Genomic DNA, 22,730 nt, shown 5'->3' on the forward strand with positions numbered 1-22,730 from the left:
GCGTGCCGCCGCCTTTGTTGCGCGCGGCTGCGACCGGCCGGCACGCCGCGGAGCGGCACGCCGGCGACCAGCGGGCCGGCCCCGAGGCGAGACGAACGACGGCGGATGACCATGAACGCACCGGTGAAGACGGCGAAGCTGATCAAGGGCGCGACCGGGGACTTCGAGGTCATCGTCGGCATGGAGGTCCATGCCCAGGTGACGTCGAAGGCGAAGCTGTTCTCCGGCGCCTCGGCGGCGTTCGGCGGCGCCCCCAACGCCCACGTCTCGCTGGTCGATGCCGCCATGCCGGGCATGCTGCCGGTGATCAACGAGGAGTGCGTCCGCCAGGCGATCCGCACCGGCCTCGGCCTCGAGGCGAAGATCAATCTCCGCTCGGTGTTCGACCGGAAGAACTACTTCTATCCGGACCTGCCGCAGGGCTACCAGATCAGCCAGTACAAGTCGCCCGTGGTGGGCGAGGGCGTGGTCGTGGTCGACATGCCGGACGGCGAGATCGTCCGGGTCGGGATCGAGCGGCTGCATCTCGAGCAGGACGCCGGCAAGTCGCTGCACGACCAGCACCCGTCCATGTCGTTCGTCGACCTCAACCGCTCCGGCGTCGCCCTGATGGAGATCGTCTCGCGGCCGGACATCCGCTCGTCCGAGGAGGCCAAGGCCTTCGTCGCCAAGCTGCGCACCATCATGCGCTATCTCGGCACCTGCGACGGCAACATGGAGGAGGGGAGCCTGCGCGCCGACGTCAACGTCTCGGTGCGCCGGCCGGGCGAGCCGCTCGGCACCCGCTGCGAGATCAAGAACGTCAACTCGCTGCGCTTCATCGGCCAGGCCATCGAGGTCGAGGCGCGCCGCCAGATCGGCGTCATCGAGGACGGCGGCGCCATCGAGCAGGAGACCCGCCTGTTCGACCCGGCGCGCGGCGAGACGCGGTCGATGCGCAACAAGGAGGAGGCGCACGACTATCGGTATTTTCCCGATCCGGATCTGCTGCCGCTGGAGCTCGACCAGGCCTATGTGGATGCGCTCGCGGCGGCGCTGCCCGAGCTGCCCGACGCCAAGAAGGCGCGGTTCACGGCCGACTACGGTCTCTCCGCCTACGACGCCGACGTGCTGGTGGGCGAGCGCGAGAGCGCCGACTTCTTCGAGAGCGTGGTCGCTGCGGATGGTCGGCGGCGTGACCCCAAGGCGGCGGCCAACTGGGTGATCAACGAGCTGTTCGGCCGTCTCAACAAGGACGGCCATAGCATTGCGGAGTCACCGGTCTCGGCCGCGCAGCTCGGTGCGGTGCTCGACCTCATCGCCGACGGAACCATCTCGGGAAAGATCGCCAAGGACCTGTTCGAGATCGTCTGGAGCGAGGGCGGCGACCCGCGCGCGATCGTCGAGGCGCGCGGCATGAAGCAGGTGACCGACACCGGCGCCATCGAGGCGGTGGTCGACGAGATCGTCGCCAAGAACCCGGACAAGGCCGCGCAGGCGAAGGATAAGCCGGCCATGGTCGGCTGGTTCGTCGGCCAGGTGATGAAGGCCTCGGGCGGCAAGGCCAACCCGCAGGCCGTCAACGCGCTGCTCAAGGCGAAGCTCGGCATCGAGTAGAGCAGTTTCGGGCAATCTCGACCCATGCTCCGCTCATTCCCGCGCATGCGGGAATCCAGTGCCACTCGGCCCTGGATCCCCGCTTTCGCGGGGACGATCGGAGTTCGTGGGTCGATTCATCTCCACTGAAAATCGATCGAGCCGCGTGGCGGCCACCGTCGTCGTCGCGCCGCGACGGGCACCGTGGTCGGCGGTCGCGATCGGTCGGCACGCACCCTCGTCGAGATCCACCGGCGTCTTCGCAGCGTCCTCGCCGCGACCTCCGTGGTGTCGTCGCGATGCTCCGAAAGCGGTGCGGTGCGGGCCTTCGCGGCCCCTCTCGAATCGGTCGTCGCATCGATTCGAGCAGCGCACGACGTCGCGATGCGCACCGCGAGACGTCTTTGGAGAGCAATCCGCAGAATTTTTTTTGGGCGTGAACGAAGCGTTAGCGCGCGCCGTCGCGCCGTCTCGATGCGCGCGGCGACGGCCGCGGACGATCGCACGACGCATCCGAGGCACATGAAAGAAATGCCGATTCCATCGGCACTTCTCGCAACACGTGCAAGCGGCGCGCGATCGTCGCGGCGCGATGGCGAAACGGCACGCGCGCCGCCGCGTGCGTTGCCGCACGACGGCGCAGCCGCATGTCGACGCGTGCGAACGACGCTCAACGCGAAGCGGAGTCGCTGATTTCTTTGTTGTGCTGTAGTAATCGAAACGTAGTGCCCTCGATTCGCGTGGGCACGTTTCTGATAGCCATCCCACCACGGCTAGGAGGGCAGCATGCCGAAGAAAGCGACGACCAAGAAGGCTCCTGCGAAGAAGGCGGCGGCGAAGCCGGCGGCGAAGAAGACGACCGCGAAGAAGACGACCGCCAAGAAGACGACCGCGAAGAAGAAGTGAGGAGACGGCCTTCGGAGCGAACTGCTCCGAGGATGCCGTGGACTTCGTCGGAGGACCGGCAGCAGCGGCGCGATCGACAATCGATCCGGAACGCGGCCGGTCCCGAGCGACGACAGAGGGCGTCGGCGAGACCAAGGAGAGTTCCCACCGAACCGGCCGCACTGGCCGATCAGTCGAGTGGAGAGCACCCAGGTCCCGCCCTGCTTCTCGAGCGGCTCACGCCGCCGGGTAGCGCGACCGATCGGACCTCTCGCCGACGCCCCCCTCTTGTCGCGACGGCCCGCATACCCGGCCGTCGCCTGGACGGCTCGCGGCTCAGATGATCGCGAGCCGGATGACCGCGGGACCTGTCGCCCCGATAGAGCGGACATCGTTCCGACCTGCATCGTTCCGACCCGCATCGTTCCGACCCGCATCGTTCCGACCCGCATCGTTCCGACCCGCATCGTTCCGAGCGTGGTCGTTCAGGGCATCCTTGTTCCGACGCCGTCCTGTCCGGAACGTCGTCCCGACGATGTCGTCACCGGAACATCTGTCCCCGAGACGTCCTGTCCGAGCCCACGTCCGGCGGCCGTCGAAGCGCCGAAGCGGATCTCAGCCCTTGAGGCAGCCGCTCATGAAGGTCCGGTAGGCCTCTCGGCCCTTCACGTTCTTCGCCTTCTTCTCGTCCTTCCATTTTGCGGCGCAGTCCTTCATGCGCTGCTGCTGCGCCGTGACCTTCTTCTCCTCGGCCGGCTTCTTGTCCTCCGCCGTCGCCGGCATCATGGTCGTCGCCAGCCAGGCGGCCGCCAGCGCCGCCGTCAGGGTCTTGGTCATGGTGTCCCTCCGGTTGGAATGAGAGGGTGAGAATAACCTTCGGCCGCGCGGCGCGTCCATCGGCCTCGCGGCCGGCGCGGGCGGGGACGTCGACTTTCCGCATCGGCGCGGCGGTCGTCAGGATCCCGCTCCGGCGGATCCTGTCGTCGCGGATCGCAGCCCTGCGGATCCCGGTCTTGCGGATTGTCGCGCGCGTCGACATTTCGACGCGGTGAGCCGACCACCAAACAGCCGACCAGGAGTGAACCATGGCCCGCAGCCCCAAGCGTCCGTCCCGCCCGTCGTCCCGTCGGAGCGGGAGCGCGGCGAAACGGACGCCGTCCCGCACCGCCGCCCCGAAGGCAGGCGCGTCTGCATCGCCGAAGCCGACCGCGAAAAGGACGACGGCGAAGACGTCGCCGAAGGTGAAGACTATCGCCAAGGGCAGGGCGCCCGCCAAGGCGACGCCGCGCGTCGCCGTCCCGGCGCGGAGCACGAAGACCGTGGCGCGGGGCGGCGCGCAACGCACGCCGGCGAAGCGTCAGGCGCCGATCGAGCTGTTCTACTGGTCGACCCCGAACGGCTGGAAGATCTCCATCATGCTGGAGGAGTGCCGGCTGCCCTATGTCGTGCGGCCCGTGAACATCACCAAGGGCGAGCAGTTCGCGCCGAGCTTCCTGGCCATCGCGCCGAACAACCGCATGCCGGCGATCGTCGATCCGGACGGTCCAGGGCGCCGGCCGATCTCGGTGTTCGAGTCCGGCGCGATCCTCCAGTATCTCGGCCGCAAGACCGGCAAGCTCTATCCCGCCGACGAGCGCGGCCGCGTCGAGGTCGAGCAGTGGCTGATGTGGCAGATGGGCGGGCTCGGGCCGATGGCGGGCCAGGCGCATCACTTCCGCGGCTATGCGCCCGAGCAGATCCCGTACGCGATCAAGCGGTACACCGACGAGTGCCACCGGCTCTACGGCGTGATGAACCGGCGGCTCGCCGACCGGCCGTTCCTGGCCGGCAAGTACTCCATCGCCGACATCGCCTGCATCGGCTGGGCGAGCCGCCACGAGCGGCAGGGCGTCGATCTCGCCGCGTTCCCGCATCTCGCGCGCTGGCTCGACACCATGCTGGCGCGGCCGGCGGTCGCTCGCGGCATGGCCGTCCAGGCCGGCGAGGCGGCGCAAGTCGACATGAAGGATCCGGCCGTGCAGGCCGTGCTGTTCGGCCAGCGCGCGCCGGGCTGAGAGGCGCGGCCGGCCGCACGCTCGGCGTTCCGCAAAAAGTCCGCACGCCGCGACACGGCGTGCGGCGCGTTGTGCGGGTGGTGAACGCCGCCTTGACGACAGTGGTTACCGGCTTGTCGACGAATTGACGGAAATGTCGAAACGACGGGGGTTTCCTCGCTCTGCATGCAGGGTTTCCCGGTTTGCCGTGCGGCGGCGTTTACGGCCGATTCATCGCGCCTTTTAAGGTCGCCTTCAGCGGCCTCCCCGAAGATCAGGACGTTCGGACGGCAATGGTCCGAAGCTCTTTTGAAACGACGGCCGGATAGGCCAGGCCAGGGGAGGCCAACATGGGACGGTACGAGACAGCGGCGATCGAGACGGCGGCCCTCGGCGAGGCCAACACCAGCGCCGACATGTTCTTCCAGCTCGGGATGATGTACTCGACGGGATCGAGCGTCGACGCCGACTACGTCTCGGCGCACAAGTGGTTCAATCTCGCCGCGCTCGAGGGCAACCACGATGCCATCCGGCTGCGCCGCGAGATCGCCGCGCTGATGTCGGAGACCGAGATCGCGACCGCGCAGCGCGCCGCCCGCGCTTGGCTCGGCCGCTGACGATCCGGCCCGGGCAGGGCTGCGATCAGCTCGGTGATCGGAGCTCGGCGGGTGCGCGCGACAGCCACCGTGCTCGGCGTGTCGGTCGCGCCGTCGCCAGCCACTTCGCCATGGCGTGGCCGGCCTTGATGCCGGGTCGCTCGATCCATCGCTCGGACAGGGCCGCCACCGGAACCGTGAGCGCCACGATGGCGAGACCGGCCGGCAGCCCGACCAGCAGCGGATCGCCGACAGTGATGATCGGCGAGAGCGCCATCAGGATCGGGATGTTGAAGAGATAGAGGCTGTAGCTGATCCGTCCGAGGAAGCGCGGGCCAGGACGGGAGAGGGCGTCGCCCAGCCAGCCGCCGCGGCCGTGCCACAGCGCGCAGACGAGCAGCGCCGCGCCGCCCTGAAGCATGTAGGTCCCGAGGTTCACGCTCGGGCTCGCGTGCCGCAGCACCAGGATGACGGCGAGCGCCACGACGCACCAACCGCCCGACAAGCGACGTCCGATCGCGGCCCCGGCCGGCGTGGTGATCGCGAAGCCGAGCGTGAAGCAGATCACATACGGCCTCAGCCAGACCGCCACGTCCTGGATGCCGGGCGCCCTCACGGCGAAATAGGCGGCCGCAAAGGCGATCGCCAGTCCGGCCGGGCCGACCATCCTGGCCACCCAGAAGCTGGCCAGAATGAACGGGACGGCGACGAGCTCGGCCTGCAGGGTCCAGGCCGGTCCGATGATCGAGAATTCGGCAAGCCCGAGATTGGCGGCGAGACTGTCGAACGACGGCGGGGCGTGCTGCAGGGCCATCACGGCCGCACCGGTGAGGATCGCCGCGACCAGGGCCGGATAGATGCGCAGGACGCGGCGCACCACGAACTCGGCGGCGCCCGGCATCCGCTGCAGGCTGTCGAAAAGCACGGCGCCGGACAGCACGAAGAAGATGGCGACGGCGGTCTCGCCGTTGGCGAGCGAGAGCGCCAGCTTCACCGGAAGCTCGGCGACCGGGACGTGCTGAAACGGTGGTCCGAGCACCCGGTGCACCAAGCCATGGTCGGTCAGGAGAATCGCGTGAAAGACGACCACGGCGGCTGCCGCGAATCCCCGCAGGCCATCGAGGCTATGGTTCCGTTGCATCGTCGTCCCCCCCCGGCGGGAGACGATAAGGGCGCAGACGCGATCCAGCAACAAACAGAAATGGAGGGAAACGGGCCGTCGGGAGTCGGATTGGGCCGGCGCGCGGCCCGGCACAAGGCAAGGGCGCTCGCGCCATGGCGCGCCGGGGCGTCGCCGGGGGCGACGATCTCGGGGGCTTGTCTCGTCCGGGCTCGCCCCGGTCCGGCGGCAGGACCGGCCGGGCGGCTTGACCTGATCTGTTGGACCGCCTACGAAATCTGCACCGGAGACGTGGCCGAGTGGCTGAAGGCGGCGGTTTGCTAAACCGTTATACGGTCTAAAGCCGTATCAAGGGTTCGAATCCCTTCGTCTCCGCCAGCCCCCGTTTCGTCGACATCCTCACCGTCAGAGCTGTGCTAGCCTGTGCCGTGGGGGCCTGCGCTGTCGGCACCGGCTGTGGCCGGCGGACGTGTCATCGGCGAACGACTCCGAATCGAGGAATGGCTGGATCGGCGGTCGCGGACCTGCCGTCGGCAAGGATTCGGCCGCGGCGAACCAGCCCTGGGACCTGATCCGGAGTGGCCGCTCGGGAGTCGTGGCTGACCTGGTGAACCACGGCTAAGGCAGGACGGCCGGTATAAGCGGTCTTGCCGTGCGGCTCGGCGCGCCACAGGCAATCCTACGGGCACGACTCGGATGTCGGCCCGAGCAGGCCGGCAAGGGCCTGAGCGCGAGGTCCGGATTTTCACATCGCGACACTTATATAGAGGCCGCATAGCGCCGCCGAATGCCCCCGGACCGACCTCCTGGCCGGCTCCGGGGGCGCACCGGGCGACGGACCGGGCAAAAGCCGCTTGCACCGAATTCCGGCCGCGACGGAACCGTGCCGCTGCCGCGCCGCCGCTCGTCGGCCCCTTTGGGCTTCCGTAACAGCCTGGAAATATTGTGTTTATGATCGCGCACGGGAGTTCTGGGGCGGCTCTCCGCGCCAGACTCGGTGCCGTGCGCAAGGTGTGATTCCGAGCCCCGACCCCTCGATTCGACGGTATTTCGGCTCCGGGGGCGCCGTCTGGCTCACCGTGGCACCTTCGCCGCGGTGCCGCCGCCCGGCTCTAAACCTGGGAAGCCAACTCCTTGCGTTCAAATACGTATTTACCGCTCGACAGGCACCCGAAGGGGGGGTGTTTTCGTGTCGTTTCGGCAACACCCCTCCGGATTCAGAGGCTTACGCCCAGTTGACAGGCGGTTCTTGATTGCCTGCGAGGTTCCGTCAGCTAATCTCACCTTGCGACGCAGGGGGGCATTCCCGGGGTCGCCCCAACTGGGGTTCCAACGCTGCTTCGGTGACACGGACAGACGGAACTTTGGGTGGATCGGGGATTAAGGGGACCTTCCAGGGTGCACGCACCCGCCGGAGACGGAACCCTCCCAAGGCAAACGAATGGAGGTTTCAATGAAGATGGTGAAAAGCCTTCTCCTCGGCTCCGCGGCAGGTCTCGTGGCGGTTGTTGGAGCGCAGGCGGCCGATCTTCCCGTCAAGGCCAAGCCGGTCGAGTACGTGAAGGTCTGCTCGCTGTACGGCGCTGGGTTCTACTACATCCCCGGCACCGACATCTGCATGAAGATGGGTGGCTACGTCCGCGCTCAGTACTACTACAACACCGGCGCCACTCCGAGCAGCGGCCTGATGTTCGGCCCGAACAACGCCCAGCAGTCGAACCTGGTCGGTTTCTCGAACGACACCGTGATGCGCACCCGCGCCGTGTGGACGGTCGACACCCGGTCGCAGACCGAGTGGGGCACCCTGCGCACCTACGTGCTGATGGGCTTCAACCACGACACCCCCGGCGGCAGCAGCTTCGGCGGCAACGCCGCTGCCCTGTACGCGACCCGCGGCTTCATCCAGTTCGCCGGGTTCACGTTCGGTAAGGCGCAGTCGTTCTACGACCTCTACTCGACCCCGGCCGTGTCGTACTTCGGCATTGCCGCGTCGGATACGGGTGACGCGGGCGTCATGCTCGCCGCTTACACCGCCCAGCTCGGCAACGGCGTGTCGGCGACCCTCGCGGTCGAAGAGCCGCGCCGCATGGCGATCGTCAACACGGCGATCAACAACTCGTTCACGCTCGGCGGCCCGGTGAACAACGACTACGGCACCGTGAAGTGGCCGGATGTCGTGGCGAATATCCGCGTCGACCAGGCCTGGGGCTCCTTCCAGGTGATGGGCGCCGTGCATGACGCCAGCGCCGCTTACACGGCGATCAACGGCGCCAACTGTCTGGCCGCCACCGGTGCGACGATCACCGGCTCGATGGTCTGCGGCACGGCCTCCAGCGCAGTCGGCTTCGCGGTCGGCGCCGGTGCGACGATCAACACCGACTTCATCAGCCGCGGTGACAAGTTCGCTTTCCAGGTGAACTACACCGAAGGCGCGATGCGCTATGCGATCTACACCCCGTCGGGTGGCGGTTCGATGGCGATGTTCGGTGGTGGCAACTCGCTCGGCCTCGGCTTCTTCACCGATGGCGTGCTGGCCAACAACGGCAGCATGGAGCTGACCAAGGTCTTCGGCGTGAACGCGTCGTATGACCACCTCTGGACTCCGAGCCTGAAGACGTCGCTCTACGGCGGCTACTTCAACATCGACTACAGCGCCAATGCCACGGCGGCGATGTGCGCCAACGTGTCCGGCGGTGCCAACACGATCTCCGGCGCGACCAACTGCAACCCGGATTTCAACTTCTACTACATCGGCTCCCGGACGCAGTGGAATGTTCGCCCCGACTTCTACATGGGCGTGGACGTTCTCTATCACCACCTCGAGACGGGCTTCAACGGCACCGCGACCTACACGGCGCTCGCTGGCGCGCCGCGTCCGACCGGTGTCTACAAGATCGAGAACCAGGACGCAGTGTCCGTCACGTTCCGTGTCCATCGCGACATCGTTCCGTGATCGCCTGAACGTCTGACTTCGTCAGAAGTCGAAGCCCCCGGCGGAAACGCCGGGGGTTTTCTTTTGCGACAGGCGGGACCCGTCGGTGTTCCCCGGCGTCGTCACAAAGTTGATTTATTGCTTTATATAATTGAACCAATGCTATGAATTACATAGTGATTCATGAGTCCGTAAAGCGCCCGCCTCATCCTCCGACGTCGTCGCTGGGCTTGACCCGGCGATCCATCATCCTGCGAATAGTGCCGGCGGTCACATGCTCCGACTCGTCATACGCGGGCTCGACCCGCGTATCCATCTTTAGAAAAGACTTTCTTTTCAGTAGTTTGATGGATGGCCGGGTCAAGCCCGGCCATGACGCGGGATCGCGAAGCCAGTGAGGCCTAGTATAAGGCGCCTTTACGAAGCGGGATGGATGCGCGGGTCATCGAGCCCGCGCATGACGGCTTGTCTGAGTGGAGAGTGAAATGTGCATACCCTGGCGCGATCGCAGGGATGCGCGGGCGAAGGGCAAGTCCTCGACATCGCTGCGCTCCTGATCGGAGCCAGGCCGAGGCAAAGGATGCGCGGTTCACCCGGTCGGTCGGGCACAGCGACCGACGAAGGCGGCGATGCGGGCGATCACGTCGTCCCCGGCGAGATCGGGCGCGTGGCCCTGGCGGGGCACCTCGATCGCCTCCAGGTCCGGCCGGTGCTCTCGCATCTTTTCGACGGTCGCGGCCGAAAGAATGTCCGAGAGGCCGCCGCGGATCACCATCACGGGCACGTTCGCCAGGGCCTCGAACTGAGGCCACAGCTCGGGCAGCGGTTTCGTGAGGTCGAAGCTCTTGAGGGCTTGGGCGATCGCCTGGTCGTAGGTCGGCACCAGATGACCGTTCTCATGCCGCCAGGTCCGGTGCGCCATTCCGCTCCAATCGTCGTCGGTCCAGTCGGGGAACTGGTCGGCGAACAGCCGCCGGAGCGCGGCGGCGCCGTCGGCGAAGCTCGGCGGGGTCCCGGCGCCGCCCACATAGGTCTTGATGCGGGCGATTCCCGCGGGCTCGATCACCGGGCCGATGTCGTTGAGAACGACGCCGGCGATGGCGGCCGGGCGCGCCGCCGCCATGGCGAGGCTGATCAGCCCGCCGCGCGAGGTGCCGACCAGCACGGCGGGCATCGCGTCGGCGGCGGTCAGAACCGTGAGCACGTCGTCGAGCTCGATCCCGACCGCGTAGCGGCTCGGGTCGGGATCGTATCCGGACAGGCCGCGGCCGCGATAGTCGAGCGCCAGAACCCGGCGGGGTCGGGCCGGATCTCCGGCGAGCGCGCAGGCCAGCGGATGGAAGTCGGCCGCCGTGCGGGTCAGACCCGGCAGGCAGACGACCGGCGGCCCCGGTCGGGTGCGGTCGCCGTATTCGCGGAAGTGGAGCCGCAGACCGTCGGTCGCGCTGACGAAATGGCTCCGAAACCCGTCGTCCGTCATGGCCATGCCCCCTTGCCGCGCGACGCTTCTGGTCGTCTCGTCGGCCGCGCCCGAAGTCAGTCCGTCCGGAATCGGCTCGTCCAACGAAGCGCGTCACGCGCGGGCCGGGTCCGCACCGCAATTCCGATAGGACGGATCGATCTTTGGCGCCGCCATGGGCCGGGTCAAGCCCGGCCGGCGATCGCTACATCGGCGCGACCGTGAAACTTTGCGGGTGCTCACCGCTGTGCCGGATCTCCCACATCCGAAGATAGGCGGCCTCGATCCGGCGGCGCAGCCCGTCGACGTCGAAGATGGAGAGCGCCGTCCGGTCGGCGAGGCGGTCGCGGCACGCCTGCAGCCGCGCCGGGTCGGTCGCCAGCCGGAGCGCCAGCGCCTCGTAGTCGGCGTGGGTCGGGGCGATCAGGTCCGGCAGGCCCACCGCGGTCAGCAGGCTCGCGGCGACTCGACCCGCGAAGGCATGGCCCGGACAGGTGACGAGCGGCACGCCCATCCACATCGCATCGCAGGCCGTGGTGTGGGCGTTGTAGGGCAGCGTGTCGAGAAACAGGTCGGCGAGGCGATGGCGGGCGAGATGCTGCCCGGGCGAGACGCGCTCGGCGAAGACCAGGCGCGCCGGATCGACGCCGCGCACGGCCGCCTCCCTGCGCAAATTCGTCTCCGCGGCTGGCGTGTCGCCGAGCAGCCACAGCACGCTGCCGGGCACGGCGGCGAGCAGGCGCATCCACACGTCGAGCACCGGCGCCGTGATCTTGTAGGTGTTGTTGAAGCTGCAGAACACGAAGCCCTGCTCCGGCAGGCCGACCTCGCCGCGCGTCGGCGTCTCGGCCGGGATGTCCTGGCCCGGCCCGTAGGCGAGATAGCAGCCCGGAAGCCGCACGACCTTCTCGGAGAAGAACCGCTCGTTGCCGTCCGGGACGACGATCCCGTCGGCGATCAGATAGTCGATGAACTCGGCCCCCCCGGTTCCGGGATAGCCGATATAGGAGACCTGCACGGGCGCCGGCCGATGCGCCGCGATCGCCGGGCGGCCGCCCTGGGTATGGCCGTTGAGGTCGATCAGGATGTCGACGCCGTGCGCCGCCAGCAGCTCCGCGATCTCGCGGTCGGTCTTGTCGCGGGCGTCGTGGAAGGCGTCGGCGGCTTCGACGATGCGCCGGCGGTCCGGGCTGCCGTCGTCGATGCCGATCGACACGGCGAGCACCTCGAAGCGCGAGCGATCATGCGCCTCGAGCACGCCGCCGATCAGCGGCACCATCGGGTGGCGGCGGAAATCGGTCGACAGATAGGCGAGGCGGATTTTTCCGTCGGCCGCGGGTGGGGCGGCCGGTCTCGTGAGCGGCGGCGGCGGCGCGGGCAGCAGGCCGGCGACGAACTTTTCGGCGCAGGCGCGCTGCAGGGCCGGGTCGTCGCAGGACGACATGAAGGTGAACGGCTGGATGACGGAGCGGCCGGTGCCGACCTGGCGCCTCATCTCGGCGCCGGTCGTCTCGGCGAGCGGGAAGTCGCAGATCGCCATCGCGGCCCAGGCCATTGGGCTCAGCACATGCGGATGCGCCGGGTCGATCGCCAGCGCGGCCCGATAGGATGTGATCGCCTCCGGGTAGCGCTTGAGGTCGCTGAGCATGTGGCCGCGATTGACCAGCGCCAGGACATTGCGCGGATCCGCCGCCACCACCCGGCTCAGCGTCTCGACCGCCTCGGCCGGACGGCCGAGCGCCCGCAGCGCATTGGCGCGGTTGATGGCCGGCAGCGGACGCCCCGGCGCCGACGCCAGCGAACGATCGAAGCTGGCGATCGCCTCCTCGAAGCGTCCGAGCTCGGCGAGCAGATTGCCGCGATTGTAGTGGGCGTCGGCGAAGTCCGGCGCGAGCGCGACGGCGCGGTCGTAGCTCGCCAGCGCCTCGTCGCGGCGGCCGAGTGTCGCCAGGCCGTGGCCACGGTGGTTCCACGCGACGACGTAGCTCGGGTCGGCCGCGAGTGCGGCGTCGTAGGCGGCGAGCGCCTCGGCGTGCCGGCCGGCCAGCACCAGCGCGTAGCCGAGATTGGTGTGCGGTTCCGCCGAGCCGGGATGGGCGCGCACGCAACGCGTCAGCAGGCGGATCGCCTCGTCGACACGGCCGCGCTGCGCCTCGATGATGGCGAGATACTGGAGCGCACCGGCGTGGCTGCGGTCGGCGTCGAGGATGCGGCGATAGAGGCGCTCGGCCTCGGCCGTCGCGCCGCGCTGCTGCAGGCCGACGGCTTGCGCGAACTGCTCGGCCGCCCGGCCCGCCTTCTTGCTCACGACGCCTCCCGCCTATCGGCTTGTTGCGGCTGCAAATGTCCGGCCCCTGCGCGCCTGCCGCGCACGGGGGCGAACTGTGCGCAAAAACACACGACCGTCAATCCTGGTCGGTTCGGCGCGTCGCGGCGGGGAGGGGGTCTGATGCGGCCGGGTCATGCCAGCCTTCGTTGTCCTCGACCGTCGTCGTTGCCGGGCTTGACCCGGCAATCCATCGAGCCTCGAAAGAAGCTCTTCTTTCCAGCGATGGATGCGCGGGTCGAGTGTTCAGCCCGCGCATGACGAGTCGGAGCTTGCGAAGAATGGTCTCAGTTCACCTGGCCGCCGCGCTTGATGTCGGCCTCGATCAGCAGCTTGGTGCCGCCGCCGAACCGCACCCGGTAGGCCTGCAGGTTCTCCATGATGCGCTGGACGTAGTTGCGCGTCTCGGAGAACGGGATGCGCTCGACCCAGTCGACCGCGTCGACGTTCGGGTCGCGCGGATCGCCGAAGCGCTCGATCCACTCCTTCACCCGGCCGCGACCGGCATTGTAAGCCGCGAAGGCGAGAATGTAGGAGCCGTTGTAGGCCTCGATATTGCCGCCGAGCTCGGCGGCGCCGAACTGCACGTTGTAGACCTTGTCGTTCAGGAGCCGCTTCTGGTCGAACGAGACGCCGTGCTTCCTGGCGATGTAGCGCCCGGCTTCCGGCGTCACCTGCATCAGCCCCAGCGCGTTGGCCGTCGACACGGTCTTCGGATTGAAGGCGCTCTCCTGGCGCGCGATGGCGTAGACCACGGCGGGCTCGACCTCGGGTCCGATCGCCGAGTAGCGCGGCAGCCCGATGGTCGGGAAGGCGGCGTGGTCGAGCGGCAGGCCGTTGCCGAGCGCCGTCTTGCCGAGCAGCAGCACGGCGCGGGCGTCGTCGTATTTGGCGGCGAGCTCGGCGATCAGCGTCAGGGCGCCGACATCGGTCGTGCGGTCGGCGAGATCGGCGACGAACGGGATCACCAGGTCGCGCTCGTCGATCGCATAGAGAATCTCGACGGCCCGCACCACCTCGAGCCGTCCGAGCGCGGCGCGCTTGTCGGCCGACATGGCCGGCGGATTCTTCAGCGCGATCTCGCCGAGGCCGAGACGGCCGCGGGCGAGCTGGCCGTAATAGGCGGTGCTCCAGCGGGCCGCCTGCTCGTAATGGGCGCGCGCCGTGTCGCGGCGTCCGGCCACCTCGGCAGCGCGGCCGAGCCAGTAACCGGCGCGCGACAGCGAGATCGGGTTCTTCACGCCGGTGGCGATGATGCGCTGGAAGTGCTGGCTCGCGGTCGCCGGATCGTTCAGGAAGCGCAGCGCGATCCAGCCGGCCATGAACTCGTGCTCGACCTGATAGTTCTCCTTCTCGGGCGTCGCCGCGTTGCGACAGACCAGATAGGCGGACTTGTGCTCGCCGAGCTCGATCAGCTTGCGGGCGATCAGGCGCCGCTCGATCCACCATTCGTCGGTGTCGTGTCCCTCGCCGATGTCGCGTGGGATCGCCAGCATCAGGCGGGCGGCCTCCTCGTAGTGCTCGTTGCGGCGCAGCCACTGGATGCGGCTGAAGGCCAGCCCGATGTCGTTGCGCGCGCCGAGCCCGTCGAGCAGCGACTTGGCATTCGAGGCCTTGTCGGTGACGGCATCGCGCGCCTTGGCGATCGCCGGCTCGGAGCCGCCGAGCCGCTGCGCCGCCCGCATGGCGACATCGAGCTCGTTGGTATAGAGCCGCCGGTCCATGCGCGCCTTGTCGTCGGCGCGGGTGATCGCGCCCGGGAAGGTTTCTTGGATCTCCTCCTCGAGATCGCGGCCGAACGAGTCGTTGCGCCACACGTGGCGCACATAGGCCTGCGCGTTCGCCTGGTCGCCGGACGCCATCAGGGCGCGGGCCATCACCAGCTTGCCGCGGGTGCCGAGCGGCTTGTTGCCGGAGAAGAACGCCCGCACGGTCGCGGCGTCGGTCTTCTCGCTCCACATCATGTTCTCGGCCCGCCGGCGCAGCATGCCGATGCTCGGCCATGTCGGGTTGGCGTCGATGAAGCGGGCGTAGCGCGCGAAATTCACGCCGTTGTCGTTGGCACGCAGCAGCGCCCATTCGACGAGCTTCTGCGCCAGCGGATCCGACATGCCGGCCTGCAGGTCGGTCGCCTCGCTCGACCGGCCGCGGCGCGCCGCGGCGATCGCCTGCTTCACGGCGGAGAGGTCGGCGCTGGAGGTGGTGCGCGACGGCGCGTAGGCGAGGGGCTCGCTGGCGTGCGGCGGCGTGTAGGAGGCGCTCGTTGCGGCCAGCGGGGCGGCCGATGCGGTCGTGTCGGCGGCGGCGCCTTCGGGGGCACGCAGCGACATCGGCACGGTCGGCACGGCGGAGGCCGAGCGGGTCGCGCCGGCAGCCGGCTTGCTGTTCGGCTTGGACGCCGATTTGCTGTCCGTCTTGGTCGACGTCTTGGTCGCCGTCTTGGAATGGGCCTTGGTGTCGCTCTTGGCCGCGAGCTTCGCCGTCGCGGCCTTGCCGGACGATGCGGTCTTGGCAGACGATGGCTTGCCCGAATCCTTGGAGCCCTTGTCCGGCGTCCTCGCCGCGGCCTTGCCGGGGGTCGGCTTGGCGGCCGTGGACTTTTCGCTCTTGGACTTGTCGGTCTTGGACTTGTCGGTCGCTGACTTGGTCGACGGCTTGGCTTGCGTCGTCTGATCGGTGGACGCGGGTGCGGACCATGCGGGCAGCGGAGCCAGCGACACGGTGCCCAGCAGGGTGGCGAGCGCCAGCGCCGACACGGTCAGGCCCAATTGATGCAGCCCGAACCACTGCAACCGGAAACGATCATTGCCTGCGACCACGGACCGCCCCCCTGGTCAGAACCAGACCCGCCCCCGGCGACCTTCCGGCCGCTCTCGTTAACAATTCCCTAATCGGGTCCGAACATGGCCATGTTTCGGCGCAATCGCGGCGCCAACAAGGTGCGGCGAACCCTGCGCCGGGGCGTTGGTTTCGCTGCGAACAGGGCTTTCATCGCCGGGGCCGACCCGGTAACAATGTGTCCCGTTGCCGAGCCGGGACGAAGGAGCGTTTTCATGGCCGCCAAGAGCAATTTCAGAGGATCTTTCACGGCCCTGGTGACTCCGTTCAAGAACGGCGGCATCGACGAAGCGGCGTTTCGCGCGCTGGTCGACTGGCAGATCGCCGAGGGCACCAACGGCCTGGTGCCGGTCGGCACCACGGGCGAGAGCCCGACCCTGTCGCATGAAGAGCATCATCGCGTCGTCGAGTGGTGCATCGACCAGGCTGCCGGGCGCGTGCCGGTGATCGCCGGCGCCGGGTCGAACTCCACGTCCGAGGCGGTCGCCCTGTCGAAGCACGCCGAGAAGGCCGGCGCCTCCGGCGTTCTGGTGGTCACGCCTTATTACAACAAGCCGACCCAGGAAGGCCTCTACCAGCACTTCAAGGCGGTCAACGACGCGATCGGCATCCCGATCATCATCTACAATATCCCGGCCCGCTCGGTGATCGACATGTCGGTCGAGACCATGGCGCGGCTGTTCGAGCTGCCGAACATCGCCGGCGTGAAGGACGCCACCGCCAATGTGCTGCGGGTGTCGCTGCAGCGCGCCGGGGTGGGCGAGGACTTCAACCAGCTCTCCGGCGAGGACGGCACCGCGCTCGGCTTCATGGCCCATGGCGGCCACGGCTGCATCTCGGTGACGTCGAATGTCGCGCCGCGCCTGTGCGCCCACTTCCAGGTCGCCTGCCTGAAGGGCGACTATGCGGCCGCGTTGACCCTGCAGGACAAGCTGTTGCCGCTCCACCAGGCGCTGTTCATCGAGACCAACCCGTCGCCGGCCAAGTACGCGCTGTCGCTGCTCGGCCGCTGCACCGAGACGGTCCGCCTGCCGCTGGTCGGCGTCTCGGACAAGACCAAGGCGGCGGTGCGCGACGCCATGGTCCATGCCGGCCTGATCAACTGAGCGGTCCTCCTGCGATTCGTCATGCCGGCGCTTGTCGCGGGCATCTACGACCTTTAATGGCCGCATCGAAGAACCGTGGATGGCCGGGACAAGCCCGGCCATGACCACAGAGGCTGTCTAAACCCGCAAAGGTCGGTGGCCGTGGCCGAAAAAAAGGATCCGGAGCGCAAGATCGTCGCGGACAACCGCAAGGCGCGCTTCAACTACGAGATCGGCGAGACCTTCGAGGCGGGCATCGCGTTGCTCGGATCCGAGGTCAAGTCGCTGCGCCAAGGGCGTGCGACGATTGCGGAATCCTATGCCGACGCCAAGGGCGGGGAGATCTGGCTGGTGAACGCCAACATCCCCGAATACGGGCAGTCCGGGCCGTTCAACAACCACGCCCCCAAGCGCCCGCGCAAGCTGCTGCTGCACAGCCGCGAGATCGCCAAGCTGGCGCAGGGGATCGAGCGCGAGGGCATGACCATCGTGCCGCTGCGCATGTACTTCAACGATCGCGGCCGGGCCAAGATCGAGCTGGCGCTCGCCAAAGGCAAGAAGCTGCACGACAAGCGCGACACCGAGAAGAAGCGCGACTGGGACCGCGAGAAGGGCCGCCTGCTGCGGGCCAAGGGCTGAGCGGAGGCAACATGCTGCATGACCCCAACACGCTGCCCGACGATCTGCCCGTGCCGCAGGACGACGGCGCGGCCGACCATTTGACCGGCCTCGCCATTCCGGCCATCGCCCTGCCGGCGACCGACGGCACGATGGTCGATCTCTCGGCGCTGCGGGGCCGCACCGTGGTCTATGCCTATCCGCGCACCGGCCGGCCGGGGCAGCCGCTGCCGACGGGTTGGGACGCGATCCCGGGCGCGCGCGGCTGCACGCCGCAATCCTGCGGCTTCCGCGACCACTTTTCCGACCTGAGGGCGCGCGGGGTCGCCCACCTGTTCGGCCTCTCGACCCAGGACACCGGCTACCAGCGCGAGGCGGCGGAGCGGCTGCATCTGCCGTTCCGGCTGTTGTCGGACGCGGCGTTCCGTCTCACCGACGCGCTCCGCCTGCCGACCTTCACGGTCGACGGCATGCGGTTGATCCGGCGGCTGACTTTGGTGATCGACGACGGCGTGATCGCGACGGTGCTCTATCCGGTCTTCCCGCCCGACCGCAGCGCCGCCGCCGTGCTGGAGTGGCTCGCTGCGTCGAGGTGAGCCCGCACGGCCGTGAACACGTCGCGGAACATTTTTTCCGTCAGCACGCCCGTGTTCGTGTTGTAGCGGGAGCAGTGATAGCTGTCGAAGACCGTGAGATCGCCGCAGGGATGGACGGCGCCGTGGCCGAACGGGCAGGCGGACTTCTTGCGTCCGAGCGTGGTGATCATGGTGTCGTGGGCGACCCGGCCGAGCGCGACGACGGCGGCGAGGCGCGGCATCTCGGCCATGGTGGCGATCAGGAACGGCCGGCAGGTGGCGATCTCCGGGCCGGTCGGCTTGTTCTCCGGCGGCACGCAGCGCACCGCATTGGTGATGCGCGCATCGAGAAGCGTCAGCCCGTCGTCCGGCCGCGCCGCATAGGTGCCGCGGGCAAATCCGAAGTCCAGCAGCGTCGCGTAGAGCAGGTCGCCGGCGTAGTCGCCGGTGAACGGCCGGCCCGTGCGGTTGGCGCCCTGCAGGCCGGGGGCGAGCCCGACGATCAGCAGGCGCGCGTCAGAAGGTCCGAAGGAGGGCACCGGTGCGTTGCACCACTCCGGCTTGCGGCTCCGCCAGGTTTCGCGGAATTCGACGAGGCGCGGGCAGCGCGGGCAATCGCCGCGCGGCTCGGGACCGAGCGCTGGCTCGGCCCCGCGAGTCGCGGCGCCGGACGGGCCCGGAACGGCCGGACCCATCAATCCTCGTCGAAAGTGTCGGTGCTGGCCGGGGCGGGCTCCGACGACCGCACCGAGGTGCTGCGCTGGAGGAACTGCGGCGTGTGGCGGGGCTCGCGGGCGGCCCGCTCGCCGGGATCGCGTCCGATCTTCGGCTGCAGCTCGACGATGTCGAGGAAGATGTCGGCCTGCCGGCGGAGCTCGTCGGCCACCATCGGGGGCTGGGTCGAGATGGTCGACACCACGGTGACGCGCACGCCGCGCCGCTGCACCGCCTCGACCAGCGAGCGGAAGTCGCCGTCGCCCGAGAACAGCACCATGTGGTCGATATTGCCGGCGATCTCCATGGCATCGACCGCGAGCTCGATGTCCATGTTGCCCTTGACCTTGCGCCGGCCGGTCTGGTCGACGAACTCCTTGGTGGCCTTGGTGACGACCGTGTAACCGTTGTAATCGAGCCAGTCGATCAGGGGGCGAATCGACGAATATTCTTGGTCTTCGACAACAGCGGTGTAGTAGAACGCGCGCAGAAGATAGCCTCGGCTCTGGAACTCGCGCAGTAACCGCTTGTAATCGATGTCAAATCCGAGCGACTTTGCCGTCGCGTAGAGATTTGCTCCATCAATGAACAGAGCGATTTTTTCGCTTGGTACTGCCATGGTTCTCTCGTTACTTGTATAGGACCGCGTGTCACAAACGGCACGCGCCGGGGTCTGGTCGTACCAGCATCATGTTCGGATGATTCGGATGATCACGACCTGAAAAAGGTCATCACTTGCCTGCGGCGCAGACGCAAGCGCTGCATCCAAAATCCGATTCCGACAATGACATATCCGTTTCAGAAGTTCTCTTCTAGTCAATTCACGAGATGAATACCTCATAAAAATTTGCAATCCTCCCCGTTAGCCGTTGCGCTTCCGCAACGAGACCATTACGAGAGAGCCAAACCCCACAGGCATTCGAGCAGGAGTCCGCCCCCGCATGGCCCGCGTCACCGTTGAAGACTGCATCGACAAGGTCAGCAACCGCTTCGAGCTCGTCCTTCTGGCGGGCTATCGTGCCCGCATGATTTCGTCCGGCGCCCAGATCACGATCGACCGCGACAACGACAAGAATCCTGTCGTCGCGCTGCGCGAGATCGCCGACGAGACCATCTCGCCCGAGGATCTCAAGGAAGAGCTGGTCCACTCGCTGCAGAAATACGTCGAGGTCGACGAGCCCGAGCCCGAGGCGATCCCGTTGATCGGCGGTGGCGGTGAAGGCGTCGACGCCGACGATACCGAGGTCTTGATGGAGCGGATGACCGAGGAAGAGCTCCTGAAGGGGCTCGAGGGTCTCGCCCCGCCGGAGGAGCGGCCGGAGCCGGTCGAGCCGGACGACGAGGAGTAAAGCGCGTCGAGAGTCGTCGCTCACCGCGCGGCTGCCACGTCACCAGAACCCGAACCGGCGGCGCTCACGGCCCGCCGGTTTTTGCATGTCGGGCCGAGAGGTTGTTGTTGCCGCGCCGGCGCATCGGCATGCTAACGTGACACGTTGTTTTGTTCGCGCCGCAGCCCTCCGAGGGCCGACGGGCTGCGCAAGGCGCTCGCGGTAGGAACCGTCACGGTGAGACCGCTCGCGGAGAGGAGAAGAGGTGGGGCCGCCGGTCACCAAATTGCCGCGGATGCAGGTGCAGGCGCCCGGCCAGGCGCCGCGCGATGTCGCGCCGCCCGGAATCGCCCCCGCCGTCGAGATGCCGCCGCCGGCCAAGCGGATGATGCGTCAATACGAGCTCGTCGAGCGCGTCCGCAAGTATAATCCGAAGACGAACGAAGACTTGCTCAACCGCGCCTATGTCTACGCCATGCGGGCGCATGGCGAGCAGAAGCGGGCCTCCGGCGATCCCTATTTCTCGCATCCGCTCGAGGTCGCCGCGATCCTCACCGACCTCAAGCTCGACGACGCCACCATCGCGGCCGCGCTGCTCCACGACACCATCGAGGACACCGACGCGACCCGCAAGGACATCGACACGATCTTCGGGCCCGACATCGGCCACCTGGTCGAGGGCCTGACCAAGCTCAAGAAGCTCGAGCTGGTGTCGCGCGAGGCCAAGCAGGCCGAGAACCTGCGCAAGCTGCTGCTGGCGATCGCCGAGGACGTCCGGGTGCTGCTGGTCAAGCTCGCCGACCGGCTGCACAACATGCGCACCCTCGTCTACATGCCGGTCGAGAAGCGTGGCCGCATCGCCGAGGAGACGATCGACATCTATGCGCCGCTCGCCGGCCGCATGGGCATGCACGAGATGCGCAGCGAGCTCGAGGATCTGGCGTTCCGCGAGCTGCACCCCGACGCCTTCAAGGTGATCGATGCGCGGCTCGAGCGGCTCGCGACCCGCAACAGCGACCTGATCGCCGAGATCGAGCAGCAGCTCACCGGCAAGCTCGCGGCGCGCGGCATCAAGGCGACAGTCTCGGGCCGGCGCAAGCACGCCTATTCGGTGTGGCGCAAGATGGAGCGCAAGGCGCTCGGCTTCGAGCAGCTCTCCGACATCTACGGGTTTCGCGCCATCGTCGCGACGCTGGCCGACTGCTACCAGGCGCTCGGCGTCGTCCACACCACCTGGCCGGTCGTGCCGGGCCGCTTCAAGGACTACATCTCGACGCCCAAGCAGAACGACTATCGCTCGATCCACACCACCGTGATCGGCCCGCGCAACCAGCGCGTCGAGCTGCAGATCCGCACCGAGGAGATGGACGAGATCGCCGAGTACGGCATCGCGGCGCACTCGCTCTATAAGGACGATCTCGGCTCGCCCTCGGAGACGCTGACGCGCGAATCGAACGCCTATGCGTGGCTGCGGCGGACCATCGAGCTGCTCGCCGTCGGCTCCAATCCGGAGGAGTTCCTCGAGCACACCAAGCTCGAGCTGTTCCACGATCAGGTGTTCTGCTTCTCGCCCAAGGGCAAGCTGATCGCATTGCCGCGCAGCGCCACCCCGATCGACTTCGCCTATGCGGTCCACACCGATGTCGGCAACCGCGCGGTCGGCTGCAAGATCAACGGCAAGATCGCGCCGCTGATCTCCGAGCTGCACAACGGCGACGAGGTCGAGATCCTCATGGCGCGCGGGCCGAACGCGCTGCCGGCGGCGTGGGAATCCGTCGTCGTCACCGGCAAGGCGCGCGCCGCGATCCGGCGCGCCACCCGGGTCGCGGTGCGCAGCCAGTATGCCGAGCTCGGGCGCCGCATCGTCGAGCGCCTGTGCCAGCGCGCCAAGCGGGAATACTCGGCGGAAAAGCTCAACGGCGCGCTGCCGCGCCTCGCCCGGGCCTCGATCGACGACGTGTTCGCAGCGGTCGGCCGCAACGAAATGAAGGCGTCCGACGTCGTCCGCGCCATGTATCCGGACTACAAGGAGGAGCGCGCGACGGCTGTGCCGAGGCCCGAGAAGGGCTGGTTCGGGCTGAAGACCGGGCAGGCGGTGAAGTTCAAGGTGCCGGGCTCGACCGGCGACGACGCCATTCCGATCCGCGGCATCAACTCGGACCTGCCGGTGCAATTCGCGCCCGAGGGCGGCGCCGTGCCGGGCGACCGCATCGTCGGCATCATGACGCCGGGGGAGGGGATCACCATCTATCCGATCCAGTCGCCCGCCCTGATCGCCTTCGAGGATGCGCCGGAGCGCTGGCTCGACGTGCGCTGGGACGTCGACGAGAAGAACCCGCAGCGATTCCCGGCCCGCATCGCCGTGCAGTCGGTCAACGAGCCGGGCTCGCTCGCCCAGATCGCTCAGGTGATCGCCGACCACGACGGCAATATCGACAATCTCAAGATGAGCCGCTCGTCGCCGGACTTCAGCCAGCTCACCATCGATCTCGCGGTCTACGATCTGAAGCACCTCACCGCGATCATCTCGCAGCTCCGCGCCAAGACCGTGGTGGCCAAGGCCGAGCGGGTGGTGGGATGATCTTTCTTTCACCTCCCCCTGGAGGGCAGGGGAATCGCGTTTGAAGTAGCGCAGGATTGGGGTTG

General features: G+C 67.9%; 16 protein-coding genes and 1 tRNA gene. 10 read left to right on the forward strand and 7 right to left on the reverse strand.

Annotated elements, in window-relative coordinates:
- Positions 1-111 precede the first annotated feature (111 nt).
- Positions 112-1,596, forward strand: coding sequence for an Asp-tRNA(Asn)/Glu-tRNA(Gln) amidotransferase subunit GatB (gatB, locus tag HXX10_RS08030; protein ID WP_296521472.1), 1,485 nt, complete (start codon positions 112-114; stop codon positions 1,594-1,596).
- 1,479 nt (positions 1,597-3,075) lie between these two features.
- On the opposite strand, the gene HXX10_RS08035 is transcribed toward gatB, so the two are convergent.
- Positions 3,076-3,297, reverse strand: coding sequence for a PsiF family protein (locus HXX10_RS08035; RefSeq protein WP_296521430.1), 222 nt, complete (start codon positions 3,295-3,297; stop codon positions 3,076-3,078).
- 482 nt (positions 3,298-3,779) lie between these two features.
- On the opposite strand from HXX10_RS08035, the gene HXX10_RS08040 reads away from it, so the two are divergent.
- Together HXX10_RS08040 and HXX10_RS08045 are read left to right on the forward strand one after the other, a co-directional pair.
- Positions 3,780-4,514: a glutathione S-transferase family protein gene (locus HXX10_RS08040; protein WP_296521474.1), complete on the forward strand. Its 735-nt coding sequence runs from the start codon at positions 3,780-3,782 to the stop codon at positions 4,512-4,514.
- 329 nt (positions 4,515-4,843) lie between these two features.
- A complete protein-coding gene (locus HXX10_RS08045; RefSeq protein WP_296521433.1) occupies positions 4,844-5,110 on the forward strand; it encodes an SEL1-like repeat protein in 267 nt (88 codons plus the stop codon).
- Between the two features lie 25 nt (positions 5,111-5,135).
- Here the strand turns inward: HXX10_RS08045 and HXX10_RS08050 are convergent, their stop codons facing one another.
- The gene (locus tag HXX10_RS08050) at positions 5,136-6,230 is read right to left on the reverse strand and encodes an acyltransferase (protein WP_296521436.1); all 1,095 of its coding nucleotides are present in this window, start codon (positions 6,228-6,230) and stop codon (positions 5,136-5,138) included.
- Between the two features lie 264 nt (positions 6,231-6,494).
- Here HXX10_RS08050 and HXX10_RS08055 point away from each other — a divergent pair.
- A tRNA-Ser gene (locus tag HXX10_RS08055) sits at positions 6,495-6,587 on the forward strand.
- Between the two features lie 1,075 nt (positions 6,588-7,662).
- Positions 7,663-9,162 carry a porin gene (locus tag HXX10_RS08060; protein WP_296521438.1) on the forward strand — a complete coding sequence of 500 codons (1,500 nt, stop codon included), beginning with the start codon at positions 7,663-7,665 and terminating at the stop codon, positions 9,160-9,162.
- Positions 9,163-9,730: 568 nt separating this feature from the next.
- Here HXX10_RS08060 and HXX10_RS08065 read toward each other — a convergent pair.
- The 3 genes from HXX10_RS08065 to HXX10_RS08075 all read right to left on the reverse strand — a co-directional run bounded on the left by HXX10_RS08065 (position 9,731) and on the right by HXX10_RS08075 (position 15,745).
- On the reverse strand, positions 9,731-10,621 hold the full coding sequence (locus tag HXX10_RS08065; protein WP_296521440.1) for an alpha/beta hydrolase: 891 nt from the start codon (positions 10,619-10,621) through the stop codon (positions 9,731-9,733).
- Between the two features lie 184 nt (positions 10,622-10,805).
- Entirely contained in the window at positions 10,806-12,908 is a 2,103-nt protein-coding gene (locus tag HXX10_RS08070; protein WP_296521441.1) for a glycosyltransferase family 41 protein, read from the reverse strand.
- 305 nt (positions 12,909-13,213) lie between these two features.
- Entirely contained in the window at positions 13,214-15,745 is a 2,532-nt protein-coding gene (locus tag HXX10_RS08075; protein WP_296521444.1) for a transglycosylase SLT domain-containing protein, read from the reverse strand.
- 234 nt (positions 15,746-15,979) lie between these two features.
- Between HXX10_RS08075 and dapA the strand changes: the two genes are divergently transcribed.
- The 3 genes from dapA (at position 15,980) to HXX10_RS08090 (ending at position 18,063) form a co-directional block, all read left to right on the forward strand.
- Positions 15,980-16,870 (forward strand): 4-hydroxy-tetrahydrodipicolinate synthase, encoded by an 891-nt coding sequence (gene dapA, locus HXX10_RS08080; protein WP_296521446.1) that lies wholly within the window; start codon positions 15,980-15,982, stop codon positions 16,868-16,870.
- A gap of 141 nt (positions 16,871-17,011) precedes the next feature.
- Positions 17,012-17,488, forward strand: coding sequence for an SsrA-binding protein SmpB (gene smpB / locus HXX10_RS08085; protein ID WP_296521449.1), 477 nt, complete (start codon positions 17,012-17,014; stop codon positions 17,486-17,488).
- A gap of 11 nt (positions 17,489-17,499) precedes the next feature.
- A complete protein-coding gene (locus HXX10_RS08090; RefSeq protein WP_296521451.1) occupies positions 17,500-18,063 on the forward strand; it encodes a peroxiredoxin in 564 nt (187 codons plus the stop codon).
- Here the strand turns inward: HXX10_RS08090 and HXX10_RS08095 are convergent.
- Together HXX10_RS08095 and HXX10_RS08100 are read right to left on the reverse strand one after the other, a co-directional pair.
- Positions 17,997-18,737, reverse strand: a complete 741-nt coding sequence (locus tag HXX10_RS08095) for a uracil-DNA glycosylase (protein WP_296521454.1) — start codon at positions 18,735-18,737, stop codon at positions 17,997-17,999. The two genes, HXX10_RS08090 and HXX10_RS08095, sit on opposite strands and share 67 nt — an antisense overlap.
- Complete coding sequence (locus HXX10_RS08100; protein WP_296521456.1) at positions 18,737-19,375, reverse strand: NYN domain-containing protein; 639 nt, start codon at positions 19,373-19,375, stop codon at positions 18,737-18,739. The genes HXX10_RS08095 and HXX10_RS08100 overlap by 1 nt, the downstream gene beginning before the upstream one ends.
- Before the next feature lie 322 nt (positions 19,376-19,697).
- On the opposite strand from HXX10_RS08100, the gene rpoZ reads away from it, so the two are divergent.
- Entirely contained in the window at positions 19,698-20,105 is a 408-nt protein-coding gene (rpoZ, locus tag HXX10_RS08105) for a DNA-directed RNA polymerase subunit omega (protein WP_296521458.1), read from the forward strand.
- Positions 20,106-20,448: 343 nt separating this feature from the next.
- Positions 20,449-22,665: a bifunctional (p)ppGpp synthetase/guanosine-3',5'-bis(diphosphate) 3'-pyrophosphohydrolase gene (locus tag HXX10_RS08110; protein ID WP_296521476.1), complete on the forward strand. Its 2,217-nt coding sequence runs from the start codon at positions 20,449-20,451 to the stop codon at positions 22,663-22,665.
- Positions 22,666-22,730 lie beyond the last annotated feature (65 nt).

The organism is Rhodoplanes sp., assembly GCF_013377085.1.
Lineage (GTDB): Bacteria > Pseudomonadota > Alphaproteobacteria > Rhizobiales > Xanthobacteraceae > Rhodoplanes.

Excerpts from the sequence above, each read along its gene's own strand:
- gatB (WP_296521472.1), top strand. The coding sequence starts at position 112 with ATGAACGCACCGGTGAAGACGGCGAAGCTGATCAAGGGCGCGACCGGG.
- HXX10_RS08035 (WP_296521430.1), bottom strand. The coding sequence starts at position 3,297 with ATGACCAAGACCCTGACGGCGGCGCTGGCGGCCGCCTGGCTGGCGACG.
- HXX10_RS08045 (WP_296521433.1), top strand. The coding sequence starts at position 4,844 with ATGGGACGGTACGAGACAGCGGCGATCGAGACGGCGGCCCTCGGCGAG.
- HXX10_RS08050 (WP_296521436.1), bottom strand. The coding sequence starts at position 6,230 with ATGCAACGGAACCATAGCCTCGATGGCCTGCGGGGATTCGCGGCAGCC.
- HXX10_RS08060 (WP_296521438.1), top strand. The coding sequence starts at position 7,663 with ATGAAGATGGTGAAAAGCCTTCTCCTCGGCTCCGCGGCAGGTCTCGTG.
- HXX10_RS08065 (WP_296521440.1), bottom strand. The coding sequence starts at position 10,621 with ATGACGGACGACGGGTTTCGGAGCCATTTCGTCAGCGCGACCGACGGT.
- dapA (WP_296521446.1), top strand. The coding sequence starts at position 15,980 with ATGGCCGCCAAGAGCAATTTCAGAGGATCTTTCACGGCCCTGGTGACT.
- HXX10_RS08090 (WP_296521451.1), top strand. The coding sequence starts at position 17,500 with ATGCTGCATGACCCCAACACGCTGCCCGACGATCTGCCCGTGCCGCAG.
- HXX10_RS08095 (WP_296521454.1), bottom strand. The coding sequence starts at position 18,737 with ATGGGTCCGGCCGTTCCGGGCCCGTCCGGCGCCGCGACTCGCGGGGCC.
- HXX10_RS08100 (WP_296521456.1), bottom strand. The coding sequence starts at position 19,375 with ATGGCAGTACCAAGCGAAAAAATCGCTCTGTTCATTGATGGAGCAAAT.
- rpoZ (WP_296521458.1), top strand. The coding sequence starts at position 19,698 with ATGGCCCGCGTCACCGTTGAAGACTGCATCGACAAGGTCAGCAACCGC.
- HXX10_RS08110 (WP_296521476.1), top strand. The coding sequence starts at position 20,449 with ATGCCGCCGCCGGCCAAGCGGATGATGCGTCAATACGAGCTCGTCGAG.